The sequence below is a fragment of the Streptomyces sp. NPDC050528 genome (assembly GCF_044457795.1).
Lineage (GTDB): Bacteria > Actinomycetota > Actinomycetes > Streptomycetales > Streptomycetaceae > Streptomyces.
On sequence record NZ_JBITHH010000003.1, the window covers coordinates 414,518 to 434,504 of the forward strand.

The following is a 19,987-nucleotide window of genomic DNA, read 5'->3' on the forward strand; positions in this document are numbered from 1 at the left end:
GAGGTGTGCGGTGGTCGACACGTGTCAGGCGACAGGGACGACGAGTGCCGGAACGGTCCGCTGCATCCGGAGGGCGTCGACCGATTCGGCGAGCAGCTCGTACTCGGTGGTCTCGTCGCTGATGGCGATCTGCACCAGCCGCCCGGCCGCCAACTCGTAGGCGACCTGCTCCTGTTGGCCGACGTCACGCGACCATGTCCGTAACGCGCGGGGCACGTCGGGGGCCGTGTCCGAGACCGGCACCAGGGCACCCCGGGGGAAGCGCGGGTTCTCCGGTTGCGGGTCGAGCCGGTCGGCCATCCACACCGCGCGGTCCCGTAACCACCACAGGGCCAGTGCCAGGGTCGGCGCACGGTAGGTTCCCAGAGGCACCCCGACGCGCTGTCCACCGCAGGTACCGTACGCGGTGACATGGCACAGGAATTCGTCGTGCACGATCACTCCCCCGTCGCGTGTCTCGATTGCCGGTCGGGCCTCGCTTTCCATGCGGCTCTTCTGGCGGCTCGGGTGGCTCAGGTGGTGCGCACGATGGCGGATTTGCCTCGTGAAGTCATGCCCGGGCACGCGCGAAGTCATGCCCTAGCAGTCGAGTATGTTCACTCCCGAAACACTGTCACCACGACTTTTTAGCCACTCTCTTGGCATATTCACAGCCTCCGGTGGCCGAAAAGCTTCGGGACCCCTTTTGTGGTGGTCTCACGCCGTCATTACCCGAGGGGTAATCGACGCTTCCCGCGAGCCCCGGCAGGGTGGAGGCACCGGGTCGGCAGGCATCGCGATCCGGACCCTGACCAGTACGAACGACCTCGCTGGAGGCTGATTCACCATGTCCGTGAACACCGACCGATACGAGAGCGCCGTCGCCCGCTACTTCGAGGCCTGGAACGCGGGCGAACCGGAGGCGCTCGCGAAGGCGGTCGCCGCCGCCTGGTCCGTCGAGGGTACATACACCGACCCGCTGGCGTCAGTCACCGGCCACACGGAGATCGCGGGGCTGATCGCCGGGGCGCACGAGCAGTTCCCCGGGTTCGCCTTCCGTCCGCTGGGCGCCGTCGACGGGCACCACGAAACCGTGCGTTTCGCTTGGGAGTTGGTGAGCGAGACCGATGGCTCGGCGCCCGTCGCCGGCTTCGACGTGATCACGCTGGACGGGGACGGCCGTATCCGCTCCGTGCTCGGTTTTCTCGACCGGGTGCCGGCCGGAGCCTGAGGGCCGGCGTCCGCGATGAGTTTTCCCGCTCGGGGTGGTCTCTTGTACGGCAGGCCATCCCGAGTGGAGGACATCATGAGCACCGGCACCCCGTTGAACGAGGAATTCACCGCCGAATTGATCAAAAGCCCGAACGACGGCGGCTGGACCTATCTCGTCTGGCCCGAGTCCGTCGCATTCTTCGGCACCCGTGGTCTGGTCAAGGTCCGCGGCACGATCGACGGACATCCTTTCCGCAGTTCGTTCATGGCCCTGGGCGACGGCACCCACAAACTCCCCGTGAAAGCCGATCTTCGAAAGGCCATCGACAAAAGCGAGGGCGACCGAGTCACCGTCCGCCTCGAAGAACGGCTCAACTCCTAGCCAGGGCCTCTTCGCGATACCGCCGCGGCGCCACCCCGACCGCCCGTTTGAAGGCGTTGCTGAAGGCGCTCTCGGAGGTGTAGCCGACGGAACGGGCGAGCGCCCCGACCGGCGCGGCGTCCTGGCGCAGGGCCCGGGCGGCAAGATTCATCCGCCAGTTGAGCAGATAGGTCAGGGGCGGCACCCCGGCCGCCTCCTTGAACCGTACGGCGAACGTCGTGCGGGACATCGCGGCCGCCCGGGCCAGCTCCTCCAACTGCCAAGGGTGGGCCGGGTCGCCGTGCATCAAGCGGAGCGCGGGGGCGAGCCGTTCGTCGGCGAGGGCGCGCAGCCAGCCGGGCGGCAGGCCGTCCGCGTCGGTCAGGCAGACCCGCAGCACCTGCACGAACATCAGCTGCGCGAGCTGCGCCGACACGAACTCGACCCCGGCCCGGCGCGTCCGCATCTCGGCCGCCAACTGCCCGATGAGCCACCGCAGTACACCGGCTTCGGGCGAGTCCGCACGGACGTGCACGAGCTCCGGCAGCGCCCGCCGCAGCAAATCGCCGCGGTCCCGGCTCAGGTCGATGTGCCCGGAGACGCAGGCGACGTCCACCGCGTCACCCTGCCCGAGCCTGCCCATCCGGGTCGCCGGGTCCATGACGACGTCCGCGGAGTCGGTCGGCGCGACACCGGGCCGGCTGCACAGGGTGTACGGCTGGCCACCGTCGGAGATCACGACGTCCCCCTCGGCGAGCCGCAGGGGCTCACCGCCGTCCCGGACCAGCAGACAGCTGCCCTGCACCACGGCGTTCACCTTCAGCCGGTCGCGCCCGCGCAGCTCGATGGCCCAGTCGCCGCCGGCCGTGAAGCCGCCGGAGAACACGCTGCGGGCATCGGCGACGGCGAGGGCGTCGGAGAGCGGATCCACGGTCATGTTCGAACTATCACGCAAGTTATGCGGATTCTCAAGTATTCATCGTACGGATCGGTCGACCTACGGTGGTCTCACCAGCTCAAGCTGATGAGGAGAGAGCAGACATGACCAGCACCGCACAGCAGCCCCTGAATTCCGGCTTCGGCGCCTCGACCACCGCCGAGGAGGTGATCAAGGGCGTCGACCTGACCGGCAAGGTCGCGATCGTCACCGGCGGCTACTCCGGCATCGGCCTGGAAACGGCCCGCGTGCTGCACGGCGCCGGCGCGCGGATCGTCGTACCCGCGAGGGACGTGGAGCGGGCCAGGACGGCGCTCGCGGTCCTCCCCGGGACCGAGGTCGAGCACATGGACCTGCTGGACCCGGCGTCCATCGACGCCTTCGCGGAGAAGTTCCTGGCCTCCGGGCGTCCGCTGCACCTCCTGGTGAACAACGCCGGGATCATGGCGACCCCGCTGGCGCGGGACGCGCGCGGCTACGAGTCGCAGTTCGCCGCCAACCACCTCGGGCACTTCCAGCTGACGACCAGGCTGTGGCCCGCGCTGGTCGCGGCGAATGGCGCGCGGGTCGTCGTCCTGTCCTCGCGGGGCATCCGCTTCGCCGGCGTCGACTTCGACGACCTGCAGTTCGAGCACAGGAAGTACGAGCCGTTCCTCGCCTACGGCCAGTCCAAGACGGCCAACGCCCTGTTCGCCGTCGAGGTGGACCGGCGCGGACAGGCCGAGGGCATCCGCGCGTTCGCGGTGCACCCGGGCCTGATCATCGACACCGGCCTGGTCAAGCACCTCGACCCGGCGGCGCTCCAGGCCGCGGGCGCGCTCGACGCCGAGGGCAAGCCGATCCGTGACCCCGAGCGCCAGATGAAGACCGTGCAGCAGGGCGCCGCCACCAGCGTGTGGTGCGCGACCAGCCCGCAGCTCGACGGTCTCGGCGGGGTCTACTGCGAGAACGTCGACATCAGCCCGCTGCTCGCCCCCGAGGACGAGGCCGCCTGGGCCGGCGGGGACACCATCCCTGGGGTGCTGTCCCGCGCCGTGGACCCGGAGTCGGCGGCCCGCCTCTGGGAGGTCAGCGAGCGGCTCACGGCCTGACGGCCGTGAGGTGCCCTACGGCTTGATGATCGCGTCGATGCGGGCCAGCTCGTCGGCGTCGAAGTCCAGGTTGCGGGTGGCCGCGACGCTGTCCTCGATCTGCTGCGGGCTGCTCGCGCCGACCAGCGCGGAGGTGACCCGGCCACCGCGCAGCACCCAGGCGAGGGCGAGCTGGGCGAGGGTCTGACCGCGACCCTTGGCGATGTCGTTCAGGGCGCGGAGCTGTCCGACCAGGTCCTCGGTGACGGCGTCGGAGTTCAGGAACGGGCTGTCGCTCGCCGCCCGCGAACCCTCCGGGATGCCGTCGAGGTAGCGGGAGCTGAGCAGCCCCTGCTCCAGCGGGGAGAAGACGATGGAGCCGACCTGGAGTTCGTCGAGGGCGTCGAGCAGGCCCTCGTCCTCGGGGCGCCGGTCGAGCATCGAGTAGCGCGGCTGGTGGATGAGGAGCGGGGTTCCCAGCTCGCCGAGGATGCGGGCGGCTTCCCGGGTCTGCTCCGCCGAGTAGTTGGAAATGCCGACGTAGAGCGCCTTGCCCTGCTGGACCGCCGAGTGCAGGGCGCCCATCGTCTCCTCCAGGGGAGTCTCCGGGTCGGGGCGGTGCGAGTAGAAGATGTCGACGTAGTCCAGGCCCATGCGGCTGAGGCTCTGGTCCAGCGAGGACAGCACGTACTTGCGCGAACCCCACTCGCCGTAGGGGCCGGGCCACATCAGATAGCCGGCCTTGGTGGAGATCACCAGCTCGTCGCGGTACGACCCGAAGTCCGCCTTCAGCGCCTCGCCGAGGGCGGACTCGGCGGCGCCGGGCGGCGGGCCGTAGTTGTTGGCGAGGTCGAAGTGGGTGACGCCCAGGTCGAAGGCGCGGCGCAGGATGGCGCGCTGGGTGTCGACCGGGCGGTCGGGCCCGAAGTTGTGCCACAGGCCCAGCGAGATCGCGGGGAGTTTCAGACCGCTGCGTCCGGTGCGCCGGTAGGGCAGGTCCGCGTAACGGTCGGGGTGTGCGGTGTACAACGCGACTCCAGAGGGGTTGGCACACGGGATACCGGTTCCAGGGAACCACCGCCCACCCTGTCGTGACCTGCGGGCAGTGGTCCAACAGAAGAATCCGATGGAATTCAGCGGCTACGCTTCTCAATCATGGAACTGCGTCATCTCCAGCATTTCATCGCCGTCGCTGAGGACCAGCACTTCACCCGTGCGGCCGAGCGGCTGATGGTGTCCCAGTCGGGCCTGTCGGCGTCGATCCGCGCCCTGGAGCGGGAGTTGCAGACCCCGCTGTTCGTCCGCACCACCCGCCGGGTCACGCTCACGGAGGCCGGCCGCGCGCTGCTCGGCGAGGCGGAACGCATCCTGGCGCAGGTCCGCTCGGCGCACGAGGCGGTGGCCGCGGTGCAGGGCGTGCTGCGCGGCACGCTGTCCCTGGGCACCGAGCAGTGCATCGCCGGGGTGCACGTGGCGGGGCTGCTGGCCGCGTTCCGGCGCCTTCACCCCGATGTGGAGATCCGGCTGCGGCAGGCGGGTTCGGGCGCGCTGGCGGAGGAGGTCGCGGCCGGGCGACTCGACCTGGCGTTCGCCTACCGTACGCAGGCGGACACCGACCAGCTGCGCTCCGTATCGCTGACCAGCGAGCCGATGACCGTGCTGTGCCATCCCAGCCACCGGCTCGCGGAGACCGGCGCTGCGGTCACTCCGGACGACCTCGGCGGCGAGGTCTTCGTCGACTTCCACCCGGACTGGGCCTCGCGCCGCACCACGGACGCCGTCTTCGCCGCGGCGGGCGTACGGCGGACGGTCGCGCTGGAGGTCAACGACGTGCACAGCCTCCTCGACCTGATCGACGAGAACCTCGGCATCGCGGTGGTCCCCCAGCACTTCCGCCACAAGCGCGAGCCCCTCACCGCACTCCCCCTCAAGGGCACCGGCGAGGAGGTCTACGAGACGGTGGCCCTGCTGCCGCCCCCACAGGCGACCAGTCCGGCGGCCCGGGCCCTGATGACGATCCTGGAAACCGACACTCCGGCCGCATGACGGACGGCGATGCGCGATGGTGGTCGTATGCATGCCAACGACATCCTCATCGACGCGTACGGCCGCGTCCAGGAAGAAGTCCATGCCGCCCTCGACGGCCTCACCCCTGACCAACTGCACGCGCGCGTGGCCCCCGACGCCAGCTCCATCGCCTGGCTGATCTGGCATCTCACCCGCGTCCAGGACGACCATGTCGCCGACGCGGCCGGCCTCGACCAGGTCTGGCTGACCCAGGGTTGGGAGAAGCGCTTCGGCCTCGATCTGCCGCCCGAGGACACGGGATACGGCCACACCTCGGCGAAGGTCGGCAAGGTGCGGGTCGAGTCGGCCGGGCAGCTGACCGGGTACTACGACGCCGTGCACGACCAGACGCTCGCGTATGTGCGCGGGCTGACCCCCGAGGACTACGAGCGGATCGTGGACGAACGCTGGGACCCGCCGGTCACGTTGGGCGTGCGGCTGGTCAGCGTCCTGTCCGACGATCTCGAACACGTCGGACAGGCCGCGTATGTACGCGGGTTGCTTCAGAGCGCGGAGGCGTAACCCGGCAGGACGACGTCCTCGATGAGGGCCTTGCGCTCGTCGTACGGGATGAACGCGCTCTTCAGGGCGTTCACCGTGACGGTGCGCAGGTCCTCGACCGTCCAGCCCGCCTCCTCGACCAGCAGGGACATCTCGCGCGTCATCGTCGTACCGGACACCAGTCGGTTGTCGGTGTTCAGGGTGACGCGGAAGCCCAGGTCCTTGAGGGCGGTGATGGGGTGCTCGGCGATCGAACTGGCCGCGCCCGTCTGGAGGTTGGAGGTCGGGCACATCTCCAGGGCGATACGACGGTCACGCACCCAGCCAGCCAGGCGGCCGAGCTTGCCGTCGACGATGTCCTCGGTGATGCGGACGCCGTGGCCGATGCGCTGGGCGCCGCACACCTGCAGTGCCTGGTGGATGCTGGGCAGGCCGTGCGCCTCACCGGCGTGGATCGTGAACGGGACGCTCTCGCGGCGCAGGTGCTCGAACGCGGCGAGGTGGTCGGCGGGCGGGAACCCGTCCTCGGCACCGGCGATGTCGAAGCCGACGACACCCGCGTCCCGGAACGCCACCGCGAGGTCGGCCGCCTCGGCGACCCGGTCGAACATCCGCATCCCACACAGCAACGTCCGCACCTGGACCGGCGTACCCGCCGCAGCGGCCTTCGCCATACCGGCCGCGAGCCCCTCCTGGACGGTCTCGACGACCTCGGCGAGCGTGAGTTCACCGTTGGTGTTCAGCTCGGGGGCGTAGCGCACCTCGCCGTAGACGACACCGTCGGCCGCGAGGTCGAGGACGTACTCCTCGGCGGTGCGCAGCAGGCCCTCGCGGTTCTGCATCACGGCGAGGGTGTGCTCGAAGGTGGCGATGTAGCGCACCAGATCACCGGAGTTGGCGGCGTCGAAGTACCAGGCGGCCAGCTCGTCCGGGTCGGTGGTGGGCAGCGTGTGCCCGACCGACTCCGCGAGCTCCACCACGGTGGCGGGGCGCAGACCGCCGTCGAGGTGGTCGTGCAGCACGGCCTTGGGGAGCTGGCGGAGGGTGTCGGCGTCTATGCGCGTAGATGACATGTGCGGAGGTTCCTCGGTCGTCGTTCGGTGAGCGGGAGAGCGGGCGGTACGGGGGTCAGGCGGCGGGCTGGAGCAGGTCCCAGCGGTTGCCGTACAGATCCTGGAACACGGCGACGGAACCGTACGGCTCGTGCCGCGGCTCCTCCAGGAACGTCACGCCTGCGGCGAGCATACGGGCGTGATCGCGGGCGAAGTCGTCGGTGTGCAGAAAGAACCCGACACGGCCACCGGTCTGGTCACCGACCCGGGCACTCTGACTCTCTCCCTTGGCCCGGGCGAGCAGCAGTCCGGAACCGTCCGTGTCCGCCCCGGGCGGCGTCACGACGACCCAACGGGAGCCGTCGGGCCGGGGCGCGTCCTCGACGAGGCGGAAGCCGAGGGCTTCGGTGTAGAAGCGGATCGCCTCGTCGTAGTCGTCGACGACGAGGGTGACCAGGGCGATACGGCTCATCGGGGGGTCTCCGTGCGGGTTCCGGTCGGGGGGATTGACGGGTGAGGTTATACGTAAAACTTGGCGCGCGCCAGTCGTATTCCGAGGGGGTTGGGGAGGCTGTGGGGCGACGGGGCTCTGGGGGTGCCGGGGAGTTGGACGCGGCTGGGTGAATGGGCAGGTCAGCGGGGTGTTGGCGGGGATGCGGCGCGAGGCTGGAGGACTCGGCTGACGCGAGGGGCGCGCGGTACCGGAGTTTGATCCGCCCGGCAGGCGCGCGGGGCGGATAGGCGAGGTCGGCGGAGCGCGGCGGATGCCGGCCGGGTTCGGTCGCCCCGGCCGCGTCTCCCGGCATCGGCGACCGGAGCGGCTTCGCCGATGCTCGTAGACTCACGGCGTGGCATTCATGAGCACCCCGCACTGCTGCTTCCTGTAACCGGAAGGCGTTGAGGGCGAGGCCGGACGGCGTCGCCCTCCTTGGTGTGCCTGCTGCGTGAACCGCCTTTTCGGCACTGCCTGTTGCTCCTTCTGTTTCTCGTTGCGGCAGTGACGTCCCGAGCGCGCGCAGGCACGGCCCCTTCCCCTCCCCCTTGCCAGGAGCGCCTCGTGCCCATGTTGCTTCCCCCTGCCCTCGCGCTGTCCCTCGACCTGCTGCGCTGCCCGACGTGCCGCGCGCGCGGCCTGCACCCCGACCGGGGCGCGCTGCGCTGTCCGGCGGGCCACACTTTCGACATCGCCCGCCACGGCTACGTCAGCCTGGTGACGGGCGCCCGTGCCACCAGCGGCGACGACGCGGCCATGGCCCAGGCCCGGGACCGGTTCCTGTCGACCGACACATACGCGCCCATCCGCAAGGTCGTTGCCCGCCTGTCGGCCGACTCCGCGCCCGAGCGGGCCACGGTCGTCGACGTCGGGTGCGGTACGGGCTACTACCTGGCCGGCGTACTCGATCAGTTGCCCGGTGCCCGTGGTCTGGGGCTGGACACGTCGGTACGCGCACTGCGCTCGGCGGCTCGCGCCCATGAACGAGCCGCCGCGGCGGCCTGGGACGTCTTCCGTCCCTTCCCGCTGGCCGACGGAGTGGCCGAGGTCGTGCTGGACGTGTTCGCTCCGCGCAACCCGGTCGAGTTCCACCGCGTCCTGCGCCCGACCGGTCGGCTGATCGTGGTCCGCCCCACCGGGCGGCATCTCGCCGAGCTGCGCGGACGGGTCCCCGCGATGGTCACGATCGACCCGGCCAAGGAGCAACGCCTGTACCGGGCGATGGATCCCTTCTTCGAGACCGCCGTAACCGAAGAGGTCGAGTACACCGCACCCTTGACCAGGCAGGAGACCCTCGACCTGGTCGGGATGACGCCGAGCGCGCGTCACTTGAGCGGTGCGGACCTGAATGACGCCGGCCCTTTGCCGGACCACGTCACCGTCTCCGTACTGGCCACGGCCTACCGGCCTCGGTGACCACTGGCGGGCTCGTGAGCCTGTTGACCGACCAGCAAGGGGCACGCGTGGCGCCCTGCCCTCTCCACAACACGGGGAAGGCAGGGAGTCAGCCGGACGACTTCACGCCTCTCCGGATTCCAGAAGGTCCCGCAGCACCCGCTCGTCGTCAGGGCTCAACTGCGCGACGAACCGAGCCAGGACCGTCTCCCGGTCCCCGTCCCGATCAAGTTCCGTATGCATCCGCCGCGCGGTGAGCCCCTGCGCGTCCTGCACCGGGAAGTAGGCGTACCCGCGCCCCTGCCGCCGCCGGTCCACGACGCCCTTGTCGTGCAGCCGGGTCAGGATCGTCGTCACGGTGGTGCGGGCCAGGCCCGCGCCGAGGTGCAGCTGCACCTCCCCGGGGGTCTGCGGGTCGCCGGCGGCCCAGAGTGCGGCCATGACGGTGGCCTCCAGCTCACCCGCCGGTCGGCGTTCGTCCTTCTCGTCGGCCATGGGAACGATCCTCACCCCGTCTTCGTCTACAGTTCAGTAGACCGTCTACAGAATTGTAGTCACTCGGGTGCCGTCTCGTCACCGCGCCCGTGTGCCCGTTTCCGCCCGCCCATTATGGAAGGGACCGTCGACGATGACCGCAGGGCTTCACACACTCACCAGCTTGCGCGTGTCGACCGGCTTCCACGCGATACCGGCGCTCCGTCTCCGCCCAGGTCCTACGACGGAAGAGCGCCACGATGTGTCCCCAGTCATCCGGGATCCCCGCCGGGTTTCCCTCCCTACCGCGCCTGCTCACCCTGCTCCGCCGCCATCTGGGCCGAGCCGTCGCGGTGACGTACCTCGCCGCGGCCGTGCTGCCAGGACCGGGCCTGTGGCTCCGGCACCCGCATACGACGGGCATCCCCGAACTGTCCCTGCGGACACCCCAGTTACTCCTCGCCCTCGTCCTGTTCGGCGCCGGCCTCCAGGTCCCGCTGCGTGAACTGCGGTTGCTGGTACGGCGCCCCGCCGCCCTGCTCGCGGGTCTCGCGCTGCACATCCTGGTGCCACTGCTGATCGTCCCCGGGGTGGCCCTCGCGCTGCGGCTGTCGCCGGACCACGACGGCGGCAGCGGCATGATCGCCGCGATGATCCTCGTCGTCGCGATGCCGGTGGCCGCCGGGGCGACGGTGTGGACCGCGAAGGGGGACGGCGACCAGCCCACGGCGGTGGGCCTGGTACTCGCCTCCACTCTCATCAGCCCGCTGACCGTCCCGCTCACCCTGGCCGTCCTGTGCCCGCTGCTCCAGGGCGACTACGCGGGCAGACTCGCCGTCGCCGCCCACTCGGCCGGTGACGCCTTCGCCCTCACCTCGGTCGTCCTGCCGTGCGCGACGGGCATCCTGTGCCGGCTCGTCCTGCCCCGCCGCGCGCTGAACAGACTCATCGGCGTGGCCGTCCCCGCCGCGCTCCCGGCTTCGCTCCTGCTGACGTACGTCAACGCGAGCGGGGTGCTCGGCCCGTTCCTGCGCCACCCCCGCCCGGTGCTCCTGCTGGCCGCCCTCGCGGTCGCCGCGACGGTGTGCGGCCTGTCCTTCACCCTGGGCCGAGTAGCGGCGCGGGCTCTGCGCCTCGACGCCCGGGCCGGCGCCTCGGTGACACTCGCCTGCGGCATGAACAACAGCAGCGCGAGCGCGGTGCTCATCACGACGACCCTGCCCGACCGTCCGCACATCCTGCTGCCGGTGCTGGCGTACGGGCTGCTGCAGAAGGTGGCCGCCGGACGGGTGGTCCGCATAGGACAGGAAACAAGCCCGGCGCCGGTCCGCGTCCGACAAGCGAAGTGAGGGGCCGGGCAAGCGAAACGAGGGGCCGGGGCGCCCCCCGAACCCGGTCGTGACAGGCTGGGGATCACGTCGGGCCCCGCCCCGACGACACCCCTACCGAGCATCGCCGTACAGGAGTTGAGCCCCATGTCCTCCGAGCTGCCGAAGTCGACCGGAGCCCCGGCCCACCAGAACGTCACCTTCCCCAGCGCCGGCGGCACTGCCCACGGCTACCTCGCCCTGCCGCCGTCCGGGAGCGGGCCGGGCGTGATCGTGATCCAGGAATGGTGGGGCCTGACCGACCACATCGCCGACGTCGCCGACCGACTCGCCCAGGAGGGCTTCGTCGCCTTCGCCCCCGACCTCTACGGCGGGAACGTGGCCCACGAGAGCGACGAGGCCCTGCGCATGATGCTGGCCCTCCCGGTCGCCCGCGGCGTCGAACTGCTCTCCGGCGCGGTCGACCACCTCCTCTCCCTCCCCGAGGTCACCTCGGACACGGTCGGCGCGGTCGGCTTCTGCATGGGCGGCGGCTTCGTCCTGTACCTGGCCGCGGCCGACCCCCGGGTCAGCGCGGCGGTGCCGTTCTACGGCGTGATCCAGGGCGAACTCCCCGACTTCTCCGGCCTGAAGGCCCAAATCCAGGGCCACTACGGCGAGTTGGACGAGAGCATCCCGGTGGCAAGCCTCGACGCCCTCGCCAAGCACATCCAGGACCAGTCCGGCATCACCCCGGACCTGCGCCTCTACCCGGCCAACCACGCCTTCTTCAACGACGGCCGCCCGGTCTACGACGCCGACTCCGCCACCCGCGCCTGGGCAAGCACGGTGCCGTTCCTGCACAAGCAACTGGGCTGACGCCCCGGCGTCCTCGGGCCAAGGTCCTACACCCCCGGCCCGAGGCGCCGCCCGCTCTCCGCAAGTAGCGTCCCGCGCATGAGGATCACCGCGCCACCCCGCAGCCCCGAAGACCGCAAGCGTGACGTACTGGCCCGGCTGGAGCGGGAGTTGGACATCTGGGTGGCCTCGGCGGATGCCGGCGGGGTGCCGTGTCTGGTGCCGCTGTGGTTTCTGTGGGACGGGCAGGCCGTGTGGCTGTCCACCCGGGCCACGAATCCCACCGGCCGTAATCTCACGGTCGGGCGGCGGACCCGCCTCGCCTTCGCGGACACCCGGGACGTCGTGCTCGTCGACGGTGAGGCGACGGCCTTCACCGCCCAGGACGTCCCGGCCGCCGCGGTCGAGGCCTTCCGCGCGAAGTACGGCTGGGATCCTCGCGAGGATCGTGCGCCCTACTCCTTCTTCCGGGTACGGCCGGTCGCCGTCCAGGCGTGGCACGAGGTGCGTGAGCTGCCCCAGCGGCATCTCATGCGGGACGGGGCATGGGTGGTCTGAGCCCCGCTGCAGCCCCAAGCCGCCACGCCGTTGTCGCTCAACCCGCCTTGCTGTGCAGCTCGTTGAGCCGGGACAGTTCCTCCTCCGTGAGCCGGATCGCGCCCGTGGCCACGTTCTCGGCGAGGTGGTCGGGGTTGCCCGTGCCGGGGATGGCGAGGACGTGCGGGCCCTGGGCGAGGGACCAGGCGAGGCGGATCTGGGCGGGGCTGGCGTCGTGGGCGTTGGCGACGGCCAGTACCTCGTCGTCGTGGGCGGTGGTCGCGCCCTGCGGCCCGGCCTCGCCCGCGATGGCGAAGAACGGCACGAAGGCGACGCCCTGTTCCCCGCAGAGCCTCAGCATGTCGTCGGCCTCGGGGCTGGACGAGTCCAGCCCGAACCGGTTCTGCACGCTCACCACCGGCGCGATCTCCTGCGCCTCGGCCAGGTGCCGCGGCTCGACGTCGGAGATCGCGAGGTGCCGGACCAGTCCCTCCTCGCGGAGTTCGGCCAGCGCGCCGAAGTGCTCGGCGATCGAGTCCTGCCCCATCCGGCGGAGGTAGACGACGTCGAGGTGGTCGCGCCCCAACTGCCGCAGGTTCTCCTCGACATGGCCGCGCAGGTCGTCGGGCCTGGCGGAACCGGCCCACTCCCCCGAGTAGTTCCGGAAGGGACCCACCTTGGTGGCGATCACCAGGTCGTCCGCGTAGGGCGCGAGCGCGGAGTTGATGAGTTCGTTGGCCGACCGCAGGGACGAGAAGTAGAAGGCGGCCGTGTCGATGTGGTTCACACCGAGCTCGATCGCCTTGCGCAGTACGGCCATCGAACGGTCGCGGTCGCTCGGTGTCCCGAGGTTGAAGGCTGCGCTGCCCGTCAGCCGCATCGCTCCGAAGCCGACGCGGTTGACGGTCAGGTCGCCGAGTGTCCAGGTGCCCGCGGCGGCCGCGGCGATCTTCTCCGATGTCATCAGCGGAGTTTCGCACACACGCGCCGCGCGGCCGCCCGCACTTTACGGATACGTGTAGGTGTTCAGGGAGTTGACCGCGGAAGCAGGGTCACCGAGGTCGTAGCGGTCCACCGCAAGGAAGTTGGGCTTCTTGCGGGCGGCCGGCTGGCAGAACCGCTGGGCCCGGTCGAGGACCTTGGTGTTGTCGGTCTGCGCCGTCCCGGCGATCGTCGCGTCACGGAAGTGGTTCATGACGAACAGCGGGCGGAACCCCGCATACGTCTGCGTCAGCGGCACGTTGAGGTCGTTGCCGTACCAACGGCTGTAGCAGGACCAGTCGGAGGAGCTCGCGCCGGAGCCCATGGACCAGTAGTTCTCGACGGTCCACTCGCGCTGGTACATCACGCCGAAGCTGTCCCGGGTGAGACCGGCCGACTCGTCGGAGGCGCGGCTGTGGTCGGTGAAGATCAGCAGCCGGTGGTTGGCGGCGATCAGGTCGGCCATCTTCGGCCAGCCGTTCTGCCGCACGCCGGTCTGGTCGGGGCGGTACAGCACGTCGTACAGGCCGTTGACGCGGGCGAGTTCGCTGCGCAGGACGCCCGGGTCGACGTAGTCCTCAAGGAACACGGTGACGAACTGGTCGGGGTGCGCCTTGAGGAAGTCGACCATGCGCTGGAGGTCGACGTTCAGGGCGACCGGGCTGCTGACCAGGGTGCAGCTGTCGTGGCACAGGATCGCGCCGTCGGAGGTCTGGTGGATGTCCAGCATGAACCCCCGTACGCCGTCGGAGAGTTGCTGGTTGATGCCGCGCGACTGGTTCGGGAAGAAGTTCACGAACGGCGGGGCGAAACCACCGTCGACCCCGTTGGCGTAGGCGTTGTGCGCGGTGAGGAACGTGACCTGGTCCAGGGTGCGTTGGTCCTGGGCCGGGATCGGCTTGGTGGGTGAGGTGATCGGCGTGAGGTACCAGGAGGCGAGGTCGCCGGAGGAGCCGATGGCCAGCTGGGCCGGGTAGTTGGCGCCGGAGGGCTTGGCGCCGACGGTCAAGTAGCTTTCCGCGCCCGGGACTTTGAGTGTGTACGCGTCGCCGCCGATGGGCGTGATCTGCCAGGCCGCGTCGGCGCTCGCGCAGGAGACGGTCTTCGCCTGGCTGCCCGAACGGCCCAGACAGCTGCCGGCCGTGTCGGTGCTCTCCAGGACGTACGAGGATCCGCTCGTCCGGAGGTTCCATTGCTGGTGGTCCTCGTTGCCCTTGGGGTTGTGCTGCTCCACCGCTCCCCCCTTGTCGGCCGCGTTGAGCCCGGTGGTGGCGCTCTGGACGTAGTAGGTGCCGGCGGCCAGGACCGCGTCGGCGGCTCCGGCCGGTGGAGCGGCGACGACCGCGGCGAGCGCGGCGGTGACGGCGAGCAGGGCGTGGGGGGTTCTCATGGGTGCCCTTCGGTTGAGTGTGGTCAGGCTCATGACACCGAAAAGGTGATCGGCCCACACCCAAGCGCCTGTGGTCTGAACCAGTCAAGAGCCTTGAACGGTCCGCGGAGTGAACGGCGATGGGCGAGTGCCGCTCAGCCCGCCTTCCTCAACTCCCGCCAGGCCACGTAGTGATCGAGGAGTGTCTCCTCCAACGGCCGGTAGGTGATGCCCAGTTCCTCGATGCCACGCCGGTTGTCGACGGGGAACCTGATCCCGAGGTGCTTGCGGATGTAGTCCTGGGTGAGCCCGAACGCCGGGCCCAGAATGCGCACCGGCCAGTGCGGGAGACCGTGCCGGGGCAGCCGGTACGCGCGAGGGAAGTGCTGCCGCAAGGCGCGTGACATGTCGAGGAAGGACGCCATCCGGGCGTCCGCGACGATGTACCGGCCGTGCGCCTCGGGGTTCTCCGCCGCCGCGATGTGCGCGCCCGCGACATCCCGCACATCGGCGACGGTGAAGCTGAAGTCGGGTGCCCCGTAGAAGAAGTAGCCCTTGAACAGCTCGTCGAGGAGGAAGAGGCTGCCGGAGTCGGAGGCCGGGGTCAGTGAAGGGCCCAGGATCAGGCCGGGGTTGACGGAGACCATGCGCCAACGGGACTGCGCCTGCTGGGCGTCCCAGGCGGCGCTCTCGGCGACCGTCTTGGCATAGTGGTACGGGTTGTTCTCGACCGTGCTGCTGGTGTTGACGTAGTCCTCGGAGAGGATCCCGTCCTTCATCGCCCGTACGTCGGCGTAGTCGCCGAAGATCGCGCCGACCGTCGAGGTGAAGACCAACTTCTCGACGCTGGGCGCGCGTTCGATGCCGGCGAGGACGTTCCGGGTGCCGGTGAGCGCGGGGTCGACGACGTCCTTCCGGCCGTCCTTGATCTTCTCCGGCATCAGGAACGGCGAGGCCACGTGGAAGACGACCCGGCAGCCCTCCATCGCCGCGTCGAAGGAGCCCTCCGCCAGCAGATCGGCCTCGAACAGCCGTAGCGCGCCCGGGAATTGGTCTCCCATGGCACGCAGCGGCGCGACCTTCGCCTCGTTGCCGAGGGAGCGCACGGTGGTGTGCACGCGGTAGCCGCGCTCCAGCAACTGCCGGACCAGATGGCTGCCGACGAATCCGCTGCCGCCGGTCACCAACACCGTCTCGCCGCCGTCACTCATCCCTGGCTCCGATCACCGTGGCATCCAGCGCGCACGCTACAACGGTGATCGGTCCCGGGTCAGCGCTTCGGCCGCTACGACCCTCAACTCCCGGCCCCTGTTACGCCTTTCAACTCTCGGCGCCTGTATAAGCGGCGGTGGTCCGGTCGGCCGCCTCGCGGGCCGCCGACTCGTCCTCGCCGCTCGCCACGTTCGCCGCGAACCACGCCTCGCTGCTCAAGGTGACGAAACGGCGGCCCTCCTCGGACGCCAGCCAGGCCATGGCGTCCTCGGGCTTCACGGGACTGGTGCCCGACAGATTGCCGTCGAGCCCCAGCAGGATCGAGTCCCAGCCGACGCCCACCGCACCCGGCCCGAACTCGGCCCACTTCGTGTCGTCGACGTGGGCGATGTGCTCCAACTCGAAGCGCGTTCCGTCGCCCTCGGGCGTCAACCGCAGCTCGATCCAGCTCACTTCACCGCCGAACTCCCAGGTGGCGAAGAAGGAGTTGGGCGGATCGCAGCGCTCGACGGTGCCGCCCGCGTTGCCCTGCAGCTGGTACTTCCCGCCCAGCCGCAGTTCACCGGTGACCGGCAGGAACCAGCGCGGGATGCGCTCGGGGTTGGTACAGGCGTCCCAGACGTCCTCGACCGGTGAGCCGTAGGACTGGCTGATGGTGATCACGCGGGCCTCGCCGGCCTGGAAGTCGCGGCGGCCGACCGTGCGGCTCACGGAGTTGATCTGGTGGGTCACGTCGATCATGGGGTGCTCCTCGACTCGTCGGGGCTGTCGTCGTCGGCCTCGCGGAGCCGGCGTTCGCGCTTGCCGCGGGCCAACTCGGTTGCCAGGGCGTCCAGATGAGGGGTCCAGTAGCGGCGGAACCGGTCGAGCCAGGCGTCGATGTCCCGCAGCGGCCCGGAGTCGACCGCGTACAGGCGCCGGGTGCCGTCCGGCCGTACCGTCGCGAAACCGTTCTCCCGCAGCACCTTCAGATGCTGGGAGACCGCGGGCTGCGTTATCCCGAACTCGCGCCGGACGACGTCACTGACCGTGCCGGCGGGCTGCTCGCCCTCGGCGAGCAGCTCCAGGATGCGGCGGCGCACGGGGTCTCCGAGCACATCGAAAGCGTGCATGAGCACCAAAGTATCACCGGTCACTTATATAAGCGACCGGTGATAGAGGAGCCTGCCGTCAGACCAGCGGCTTCTCCAGCAGGGCCTTGCGGTGGCTGAAGGTCTCGATGGAGTAGCGGCCGTGGTAGTTGCCCATGCCGCTCTCACCGACGCCGCCGAACGGCAGGTCGGAGACGGTGAGGTGCGCGAGCGGGAGACCGTAGCCGATGGCGCCTGAGGAGGTCTCGGCGGCGATGCGGGCGCGGGTGTCGTCGGAGTCGGTGAAGACGTAGAGGGCGAGGGGCTTGTCGCGGTCGGTGATGAAGGTGATCGCCGCGTCGAGGTCGGGGACGGTGACGATCGGCAGGATCGGGCCGAAGATCTCCTCCGCCATGACGGGCGCCTTCGGGTCCACGTCGGCGAGGACGGTCGGCGCGATGTACTTGTCGTCGCGGTCGCTGCGCCCGCCGACGACGACCCGGCCGGAGTCGAGCAGTCCGGCGAGCCGGTCGAAGTGGCGTTCGTTGACGATGCGGCCGTACTCGCCGGAGGTCTGCGGGTCGGCGCCGTAGACCTTCTCGACCGCGCTCACGAGGAGCGGTTCGAGCGCGGCGGCGGTGTCCGGGTCGGTCAGGACATAGTCGGGGGCGACGCAGGTCTGGCCGGCGTTGAGGAACTTGCCGCGCGCCAACCGGTCGGCCACGACGGCGAGATCGGCGTCGCGGTCGACGAACGCCGGTGATTTGCCGCCGAGTTCGAGGGCGACCGGGGTCAAGTGCTCGGCGGCGGCGCGCAGGACGATACGGCCGACGGCGCCGTTGCCGGTGTAGAAGATGTGGTCGAAGTGCTCGGCGAGCAGGGCCGTGGTCTCCGGGATCCCGCCCTCCACGACGGCGACCGCGTCGGTGTCGAGGTACTCGGGCAGCAGCCGGGCGATGGCGGCGGAGGTGGCCGGGGCCATCTCGCTGGGCTTGAGGACCACCGCGTCACCGGAGGCGAGCGCGCCGACGACCGGGGTCAGCAGCAGCTGGAGCGGATAGTTCCAGGGCGCGATCACGAGGACGACGCCGAGCGGGTCGTACTGCGTCCAGGCGGTCGTGTCCGTGCCGAGGTGGGGCGGTACGGGGGCGGACTCGGGGCGCAGCCATTCCTCAAGGTGGTCGAGGGTGTGGTCGATCTCGCGGACCGTGAAGCCGATCTCGGTGCGCTGGGACTCGGCGGCGCTCTTGCCGAGGTCGGCGTGGAGGGCGGCGGCGAGGTCGTCGCCGTGCTCCGTGAGCAGGTCGCGCAGGCGGCGCAGCTGGGTGGTGCGCCACTCGACGGGCTTGGTGCGGCCGGTGCGGAAGGTGGCGCGCAGCCGGGCCACGATGTCGGCGGGCTGCTCGGGGCTGGACTGGTTCACGGTGCCTCGCTGCTGGTGCGTGGGGGTTCTCGACGGACAGGTGTAATTGCCAACCATTCTTGCACCGGAAAAAATTCCGGTGCGGCCATGGTCACCCTCCGCCTCGCGGCTGTCACATGCGGACGAGTTCCCGGCGCCGGCGTTCCAGGTAACCGCGCTCGGCCGCGCTCCCGGTGCGGGCGATGGCCGCCTCGTACTCCTCGACAGCCTCGGTGTGGCGACCCAGCCGGCGCAGCAGATCGGCCCGGACCGCGTGCAGGACGTGGTAGTCGTCGAGGTCCAGCGCGTCCACGAGGTCGAGGGCCTTGCGCGGTCCGTCGACCTCGGCGACGGCGACGGCCCGGTTCAGGGCGACGACCGGGCTGGGGGCCACGGCCGTCAACTGGTCGTAGAGCTGGAGGATCTGCCCCCAGTCGGTCGCGGCCGCGGTCGGCGCGTCACTGTGTACGGCGTTGATCGCCGCCTGGATCTGGTACGGCCCGGGGTTGTTGAGCCGCAGGCACCGCCGGACGAGTGACTGGCCGTCGGCGATCAGCTCGCCGTCCCACCGGTCCCGGTCCTGCTCGGGCAGCGGCACCAGCGCACCGTCCGGGCCCTCCCGCGCGGCCCGGCGTGACTCGATGAGCAGCATCAGGGCGAGCAGGCCGGTGACCTCGGGCTCGTCGGGCATCAGCTCGGAGAGGAGGCAGCCGAGGCGCAGGGCTTCCGCGCACAGCTCCGGCGAGTCCGTGTAGCCCTCGTTGAAGATCAGGTAGACGACGGCGAGGACGCCCTTCAGGCGGTCGGGGAGGTCGGCGTCGCGGGGCACGCGGTACGGGATCCTCGCGTCGCGGATCTTGGCCTTGGCGCGGACCAGGCGCTGGGCCATCGTCGGTTCGGGGACCAGGAAGGCGCGCGCGATCCGGGCGGTGGTGAGGCCGCCGAGCAGGCGCAGGGTGAGCGCGACCTGGGCCTGGGTGGCGAGCGCGGGGTGGCAGCAGGTGAAGATCAGGCGGAGCCGGTCGTCGCGCACGGGACCCTCCTCGGCGGGCGCGTCGGACGCGTACAGCAGGGCGGCCTCGGTGTGGCGGGCCTCCCGCGAGGACTCGCGGCGCAGCCGGTCGATCGCGCGGTTGCGGGCGGTGGTGATGATCCACCCGGCCGGGCTCGGCGGGACACCGGTCTCCGGCCACTTCTGTACGGCCGTGGTGAACGCGTCCTGGACGGCCTCCTCGGCGAGGTCGATGTCGCCGAGGAAGCGCACCAGGACCGAGACCGCCCGTCCGTACTCGGCACGGAAGACGGCCTCGATGTCGGTGTCGAACGGCATCAGGCCTCGGCCGTGTTCATGAACGGCCGCACCTCGACGGGCAGCGTGGTCGCCCAGGTCGCACGCTTCCCCCACTCCAGCGCCGCGTCCAGATCGGCCGCCTTGATCAGGCAGAGCCCGCCCAGATACTCCTTGCCCTCGGCGAACGGCCCGTCGGTGATCAGCACGTCACCGTCCTTGGGCCGCAACACGGTCGCGGTCTCCGGCCCGTGCAGCCCACCGGCGAACACCCAGGCACCGGCGGCCTGCAGTTCGTCGTGGAAGATCTCCAGCTTGCGGCCGATCTCCGCCATCTCCTCGGGCGAGGGCATCTGTCCGTCGGTCGGGGTGATCACGCTGAGCAGGTAGTGCGGCATGACGTCCTCCAGGGCGTAAGGCGA

At 70.4% G+C, this 19,987-nt stretch carries 23 protein-coding genes; 9 read left to right on the forward strand and 14 right to left on the reverse strand.

What is annotated here, in order from left to right:
- Positions 1 to 24 precede the first annotated feature (24 nt).
- Entirely contained in the window at positions 25 to 435 is a 411-nt protein-coding gene (locus ACIBK4_RS13295; protein ID WP_033280890.1) for a hypothetical protein, read from the reverse strand.
- A gap of 391 nt (positions 436 to 826) precedes the next feature.
- Here ACIBK4_RS13295 and ACIBK4_RS13300 point away from each other — a divergent pair, with 391 nt between their 5' ends.
- Together ACIBK4_RS13300 and ACIBK4_RS13305 are read left to right on the forward strand one after the other, a co-directional pair.
- On the forward strand, positions 827 to 1,210 hold the full coding sequence (locus tag ACIBK4_RS13300) for a nuclear transport factor 2 family protein (protein ID WP_398994753.1): 384 nt from the start codon (positions 827 to 829) through the stop codon (positions 1,208 to 1,210).
- Positions 1,211 to 1,285: 75 nt separating this feature from the next.
- Positions 1,286 to 1,573, forward strand: coding sequence for a DUF1905 domain-containing protein (locus ACIBK4_RS13305; protein ID WP_398994754.1), 288 nt, complete (start codon positions 1,286 to 1,288; stop codon positions 1,571 to 1,573).
- Here the strand turns inward: ACIBK4_RS13305 and ACIBK4_RS13310 are convergent.
- The gene (locus tag ACIBK4_RS13310) at positions 1,563 to 2,489 is read right to left on the reverse strand and encodes an AraC family transcriptional regulator (RefSeq protein WP_366430597.1); all 927 of its coding nucleotides are present in this window, start codon (positions 2,487 to 2,489) and stop codon (positions 1,563 to 1,565) included. The genes ACIBK4_RS13305 and ACIBK4_RS13310 overlap by 11 nt on opposite strands.
- A gap of 104 nt (positions 2,490 to 2,593) precedes the next feature.
- On the opposite strand from ACIBK4_RS13310, the gene ACIBK4_RS13315 reads away from it, so the two are divergent.
- On the forward strand, positions 2,594 to 3,580 hold the full coding sequence (locus ACIBK4_RS13315) for an oxidoreductase (protein WP_398994755.1): 987 nt from the start codon (positions 2,594 to 2,596) through the stop codon (positions 3,578 to 3,580).
- Positions 3,581 to 3,595: 15 nt separating this feature from the next.
- Here the strand turns inward: ACIBK4_RS13315 and mgrA are convergent, their stop codons facing one another.
- The gene (gene mgrA, locus ACIBK4_RS13320) at positions 3,596 to 4,588 is read right to left on the reverse strand and encodes an L-glyceraldehyde 3-phosphate reductase (RefSeq protein ID WP_033280752.1); all 993 of its coding nucleotides are present in this window, start codon (positions 4,586 to 4,588) and stop codon (positions 3,596 to 3,598) included.
- A gap of 126 nt (positions 4,589 to 4,714) precedes the next feature.
- On the opposite strand from mgrA, the gene ACIBK4_RS13325 reads away from it, so the two are divergent.
- Both ACIBK4_RS13325 and ACIBK4_RS13330 read left to right on the forward strand, forming a co-directional pair.
- Positions 4,715 to 5,605, forward strand: a complete 891-nt coding sequence (locus ACIBK4_RS13325; RefSeq protein WP_398994756.1) for a LysR substrate-binding domain-containing protein — start codon at positions 4,715 to 4,717, stop codon at positions 5,603 to 5,605.
- Between the two features lie 27 nt (positions 5,606 to 5,632).
- Positions 5,633 to 6,148, forward strand: a complete 516-nt coding sequence (locus ACIBK4_RS13330; protein WP_398994757.1) for a DinB family protein — start codon at positions 5,633 to 5,635, stop codon at positions 6,146 to 6,148.
- Here the strand turns inward: ACIBK4_RS13330 and ACIBK4_RS13335 are convergent.
- Positions 6,130 to 7,200, reverse strand: a complete 1,071-nt coding sequence (locus tag ACIBK4_RS13335; protein ID WP_398994758.1) for an adenosine deaminase — start codon at positions 7,198 to 7,200, stop codon at positions 6,130 to 6,132. The genes ACIBK4_RS13330 and ACIBK4_RS13335 overlap by 19 nt on opposite strands.
- A gap of 55 nt (positions 7,201 to 7,255) precedes the next feature.
- Positions 7,256 to 7,651 carry a VOC family protein gene (locus ACIBK4_RS13340; protein ID WP_398994759.1) on the reverse strand — a complete coding sequence of 132 codons (396 nt, stop codon included), beginning with the start codon at positions 7,649 to 7,651 and terminating at the stop codon, positions 7,256 to 7,258.
- A 585-nt stretch (positions 7,652 to 8,236) separates the two neighbouring features.
- On the opposite strand from ACIBK4_RS13340, the gene ACIBK4_RS13345 reads away from it, so the two are divergent.
- Positions 8,237 to 9,088 carry a putative RNA methyltransferase gene (locus ACIBK4_RS13345; protein WP_398994760.1) on the forward strand — a complete coding sequence of 284 codons (852 nt, stop codon included), beginning with the start codon at positions 8,237 to 8,239 and terminating at the stop codon, positions 9,086 to 9,088.
- A gap of 102 nt (positions 9,089 to 9,190) precedes the next feature.
- Here ACIBK4_RS13345 and ACIBK4_RS13350 read toward each other — a convergent pair whose 3' ends face one another.
- Complete coding sequence (locus tag ACIBK4_RS13350; protein WP_398994761.1) at positions 9,191 to 9,562, reverse strand: BlaI/MecI/CopY family transcriptional regulator; 372 nt, start codon at positions 9,560 to 9,562, stop codon at positions 9,191 to 9,193.
- 239 nt (positions 9,563 to 9,801) lie between these two features.
- Between ACIBK4_RS13350 and ACIBK4_RS13355 the strand changes: the two genes are divergently transcribed.
- The 3 genes from ACIBK4_RS13355 to ACIBK4_RS13365 all read left to right on the forward strand — a co-directional run bounded on the left by ACIBK4_RS13355 (position 9,802) and on the right by ACIBK4_RS13365 (position 12,264).
- Positions 9,802 to 10,890 carry a sodium-dependent transporter gene (locus ACIBK4_RS13355; protein WP_398994762.1) on the forward strand — a complete coding sequence of 363 codons (1,089 nt, stop codon included), beginning with the start codon at positions 9,802 to 9,804 and terminating at the stop codon, positions 10,888 to 10,890.
- A 126-nt stretch (positions 10,891 to 11,016) separates the two neighbouring features.
- On the forward strand, positions 11,017 to 11,727 hold the full coding sequence (locus ACIBK4_RS13360; RefSeq protein WP_398994763.1) for a dienelactone hydrolase family protein: 711 nt from the start codon (positions 11,017 to 11,019) through the stop codon (positions 11,725 to 11,727).
- Positions 11,728 to 11,805: 78 nt separating this feature from the next.
- Positions 11,806 to 12,264 (forward strand): pyridoxamine 5'-phosphate oxidase family protein, encoded by a 459-nt coding sequence (locus ACIBK4_RS13365; RefSeq protein ID WP_398994764.1) that lies wholly within the window; start codon positions 11,806 to 11,808, stop codon positions 12,262 to 12,264.
- Positions 12,265 to 12,301: 37 nt separating this feature from the next.
- Here the strand turns inward: ACIBK4_RS13365 and ACIBK4_RS13370 are convergent, their stop codons facing one another.
- The 8 genes from ACIBK4_RS13370 to ACIBK4_RS13405 form a co-directional block, all read right to left on the reverse strand.
- On the reverse strand, positions 12,302 to 13,207 hold the full coding sequence (locus ACIBK4_RS13370) for an aldo/keto reductase (protein ID WP_398994765.1): 906 nt from the start codon (positions 13,205 to 13,207) through the stop codon (positions 12,302 to 12,304).
- A 42-nt stretch (positions 13,208 to 13,249) separates the two neighbouring features.
- Entirely contained in the window at positions 13,250 to 14,614 is a 1,365-nt protein-coding gene (locus ACIBK4_RS13375) for an RICIN domain-containing protein (protein ID WP_398994766.1), read from the reverse strand.
- A 134-nt stretch (positions 14,615 to 14,748) separates the two neighbouring features.
- Positions 14,749 to 15,804: an NAD-dependent epimerase/dehydratase family protein gene (locus ACIBK4_RS13380; protein WP_398994767.1), complete on the reverse strand. Its 1,056-nt coding sequence runs from the start codon at positions 15,802 to 15,804 to the stop codon at positions 14,749 to 14,751.
- 109 nt (positions 15,805 to 15,913) lie between these two features.
- A complete protein-coding gene (locus ACIBK4_RS13385; RefSeq protein ID WP_398994768.1) occupies positions 15,914 to 16,546 on the reverse strand; it encodes an SRPBCC family protein in 633 nt (210 codons plus the stop codon).
- The gene (locus ACIBK4_RS13390; protein WP_398994769.1) at positions 16,543 to 16,917 is read right to left on the reverse strand and encodes an ArsR/SmtB family transcription factor; all 375 of its coding nucleotides are present in this window, start codon (positions 16,915 to 16,917) and stop codon (positions 16,543 to 16,545) included. Before ACIBK4_RS13390 ends, ACIBK4_RS13385 begins: the two co-directional genes overlap by 4 nt.
- 58 nt (positions 16,918 to 16,975) lie before the next feature.
- Entirely contained in the window at positions 16,976 to 18,355 is a 1,380-nt protein-coding gene (locus tag ACIBK4_RS13395; RefSeq protein ID WP_398994770.1) for an aldehyde dehydrogenase family protein, read from the reverse strand.
- Positions 18,356 to 18,410: 55 nt separating this feature from the next.
- Positions 18,411 to 19,607 carry an RNA polymerase sigma factor gene (locus ACIBK4_RS13400; protein WP_398994771.1) on the reverse strand — a complete coding sequence of 399 codons (1,197 nt, stop codon included), beginning with the start codon at positions 19,605 to 19,607 and terminating at the stop codon, positions 18,411 to 18,413.
- Positions 19,607 to 19,963, reverse strand: a complete 357-nt coding sequence (locus ACIBK4_RS13405; protein WP_398994772.1) for a YciI family protein — start codon at positions 19,961 to 19,963, stop codon at positions 19,607 to 19,609. Before ACIBK4_RS13405 ends, ACIBK4_RS13400 begins: the two co-directional genes overlap by 1 nt.
- Positions 19,964 to 19,987: the final 24 nt, after the last annotated feature.

Coding starts and splice junctions, on each gene's coding strand:
- ACIBK4_RS13300 (WP_398994753.1), top strand. CDS start 827: ATGTCCGTGAACACCGACCGATACGAGAGCGCCGTCGCCCGCTACTTC.
- ACIBK4_RS13305 (WP_398994754.1), top strand. CDS start 1,286: ATGAGCACCGGCACCCCGTTGAACGAGGAATTCACCGCCGAATTGATC.
- ACIBK4_RS13310 (WP_366430597.1), bottom strand. CDS start 2,489: ATGACCGTGGATCCGCTCTCCGACGCCCTCGCCGTCGCCGATGCCCGC.
- ACIBK4_RS13315 (WP_398994755.1), top strand. CDS start 2,594: ATGACCAGCACCGCACAGCAGCCCCTGAATTCCGGCTTCGGCGCCTCG.
- ACIBK4_RS13325 (WP_398994756.1), top strand. CDS start 4,715: ATGGAACTGCGTCATCTCCAGCATTTCATCGCCGTCGCTGAGGACCAG.
- ACIBK4_RS13330 (WP_398994757.1), top strand. CDS start 5,633: ATGCATGCCAACGACATCCTCATCGACGCGTACGGCCGCGTCCAGGAA.
- ACIBK4_RS13335 (WP_398994758.1), bottom strand. CDS start 7,200: ATGTCATCTACGCGCATAGACGCCGACACCCTCCGCCAGCTCCCCAAG.
- ACIBK4_RS13340 (WP_398994759.1), bottom strand. CDS start 7,651: ATGAGCCGTATCGCCCTGGTCACCCTCGTCGTCGACGACTACGACGAG.
- ACIBK4_RS13350 (WP_398994761.1), bottom strand. CDS start 9,562: ATGGCCGACGAGAAGGACGAACGCCGACCGGCGGGTGAGCTGGAGGCC.
- ACIBK4_RS13355 (WP_398994762.1), top strand. CDS start 9,802: ATGTGTCCCCAGTCATCCGGGATCCCCGCCGGGTTTCCCTCCCTACCG.
- ACIBK4_RS13360 (WP_398994763.1), top strand. CDS start 11,017: ATGTCCTCCGAGCTGCCGAAGTCGACCGGAGCCCCGGCCCACCAGAAC.
- ACIBK4_RS13365 (WP_398994764.1), top strand. CDS start 11,806: ATGAGGATCACCGCGCCACCCCGCAGCCCCGAAGACCGCAAGCGTGAC.
- ACIBK4_RS13370 (WP_398994765.1), bottom strand. CDS start 13,207: ATGACATCGGAGAAGATCGCCGCGGCCGCCGCGGGCACCTGGACACTC.
- ACIBK4_RS13375 (WP_398994766.1), bottom strand. CDS start 14,614: ATGAGAACCCCCCACGCCCTGCTCGCCGTCACCGCCGCGCTCGCCGCG.
- ACIBK4_RS13380 (WP_398994767.1), bottom strand. CDS start 15,804: ATGAGTGACGGCGGCGAGACGGTGTTGGTGACCGGCGGCAGCGGATTC.
- ACIBK4_RS13385 (WP_398994768.1), bottom strand. CDS start 16,546: ATGATCGACGTGACCCACCAGATCAACTCCGTGAGCCGCACGGTCGGC.
- ACIBK4_RS13390 (WP_398994769.1), bottom strand. CDS start 16,917: ATGCACGCTTTCGATGTGCTCGGAGACCCCGTGCGCCGCCGCATCCTG.
- ACIBK4_RS13395 (WP_398994770.1), bottom strand. CDS start 18,355: ATGGTTGGCAATTACACCTGTCCGTCGAGAACCCCCACGCACCAGCAG.
- ACIBK4_RS13400 (WP_398994771.1), bottom strand. CDS start 19,607: ATGCCGTTCGACACCGACATCGAGGCCGTCTTCCGTGCCGAGTACGGA.
- ACIBK4_RS13405 (WP_398994772.1), bottom strand. CDS start 19,963: ATGCCGCACTACCTGCTCAGCGTGATCACCCCGACCGACGGACAGATG.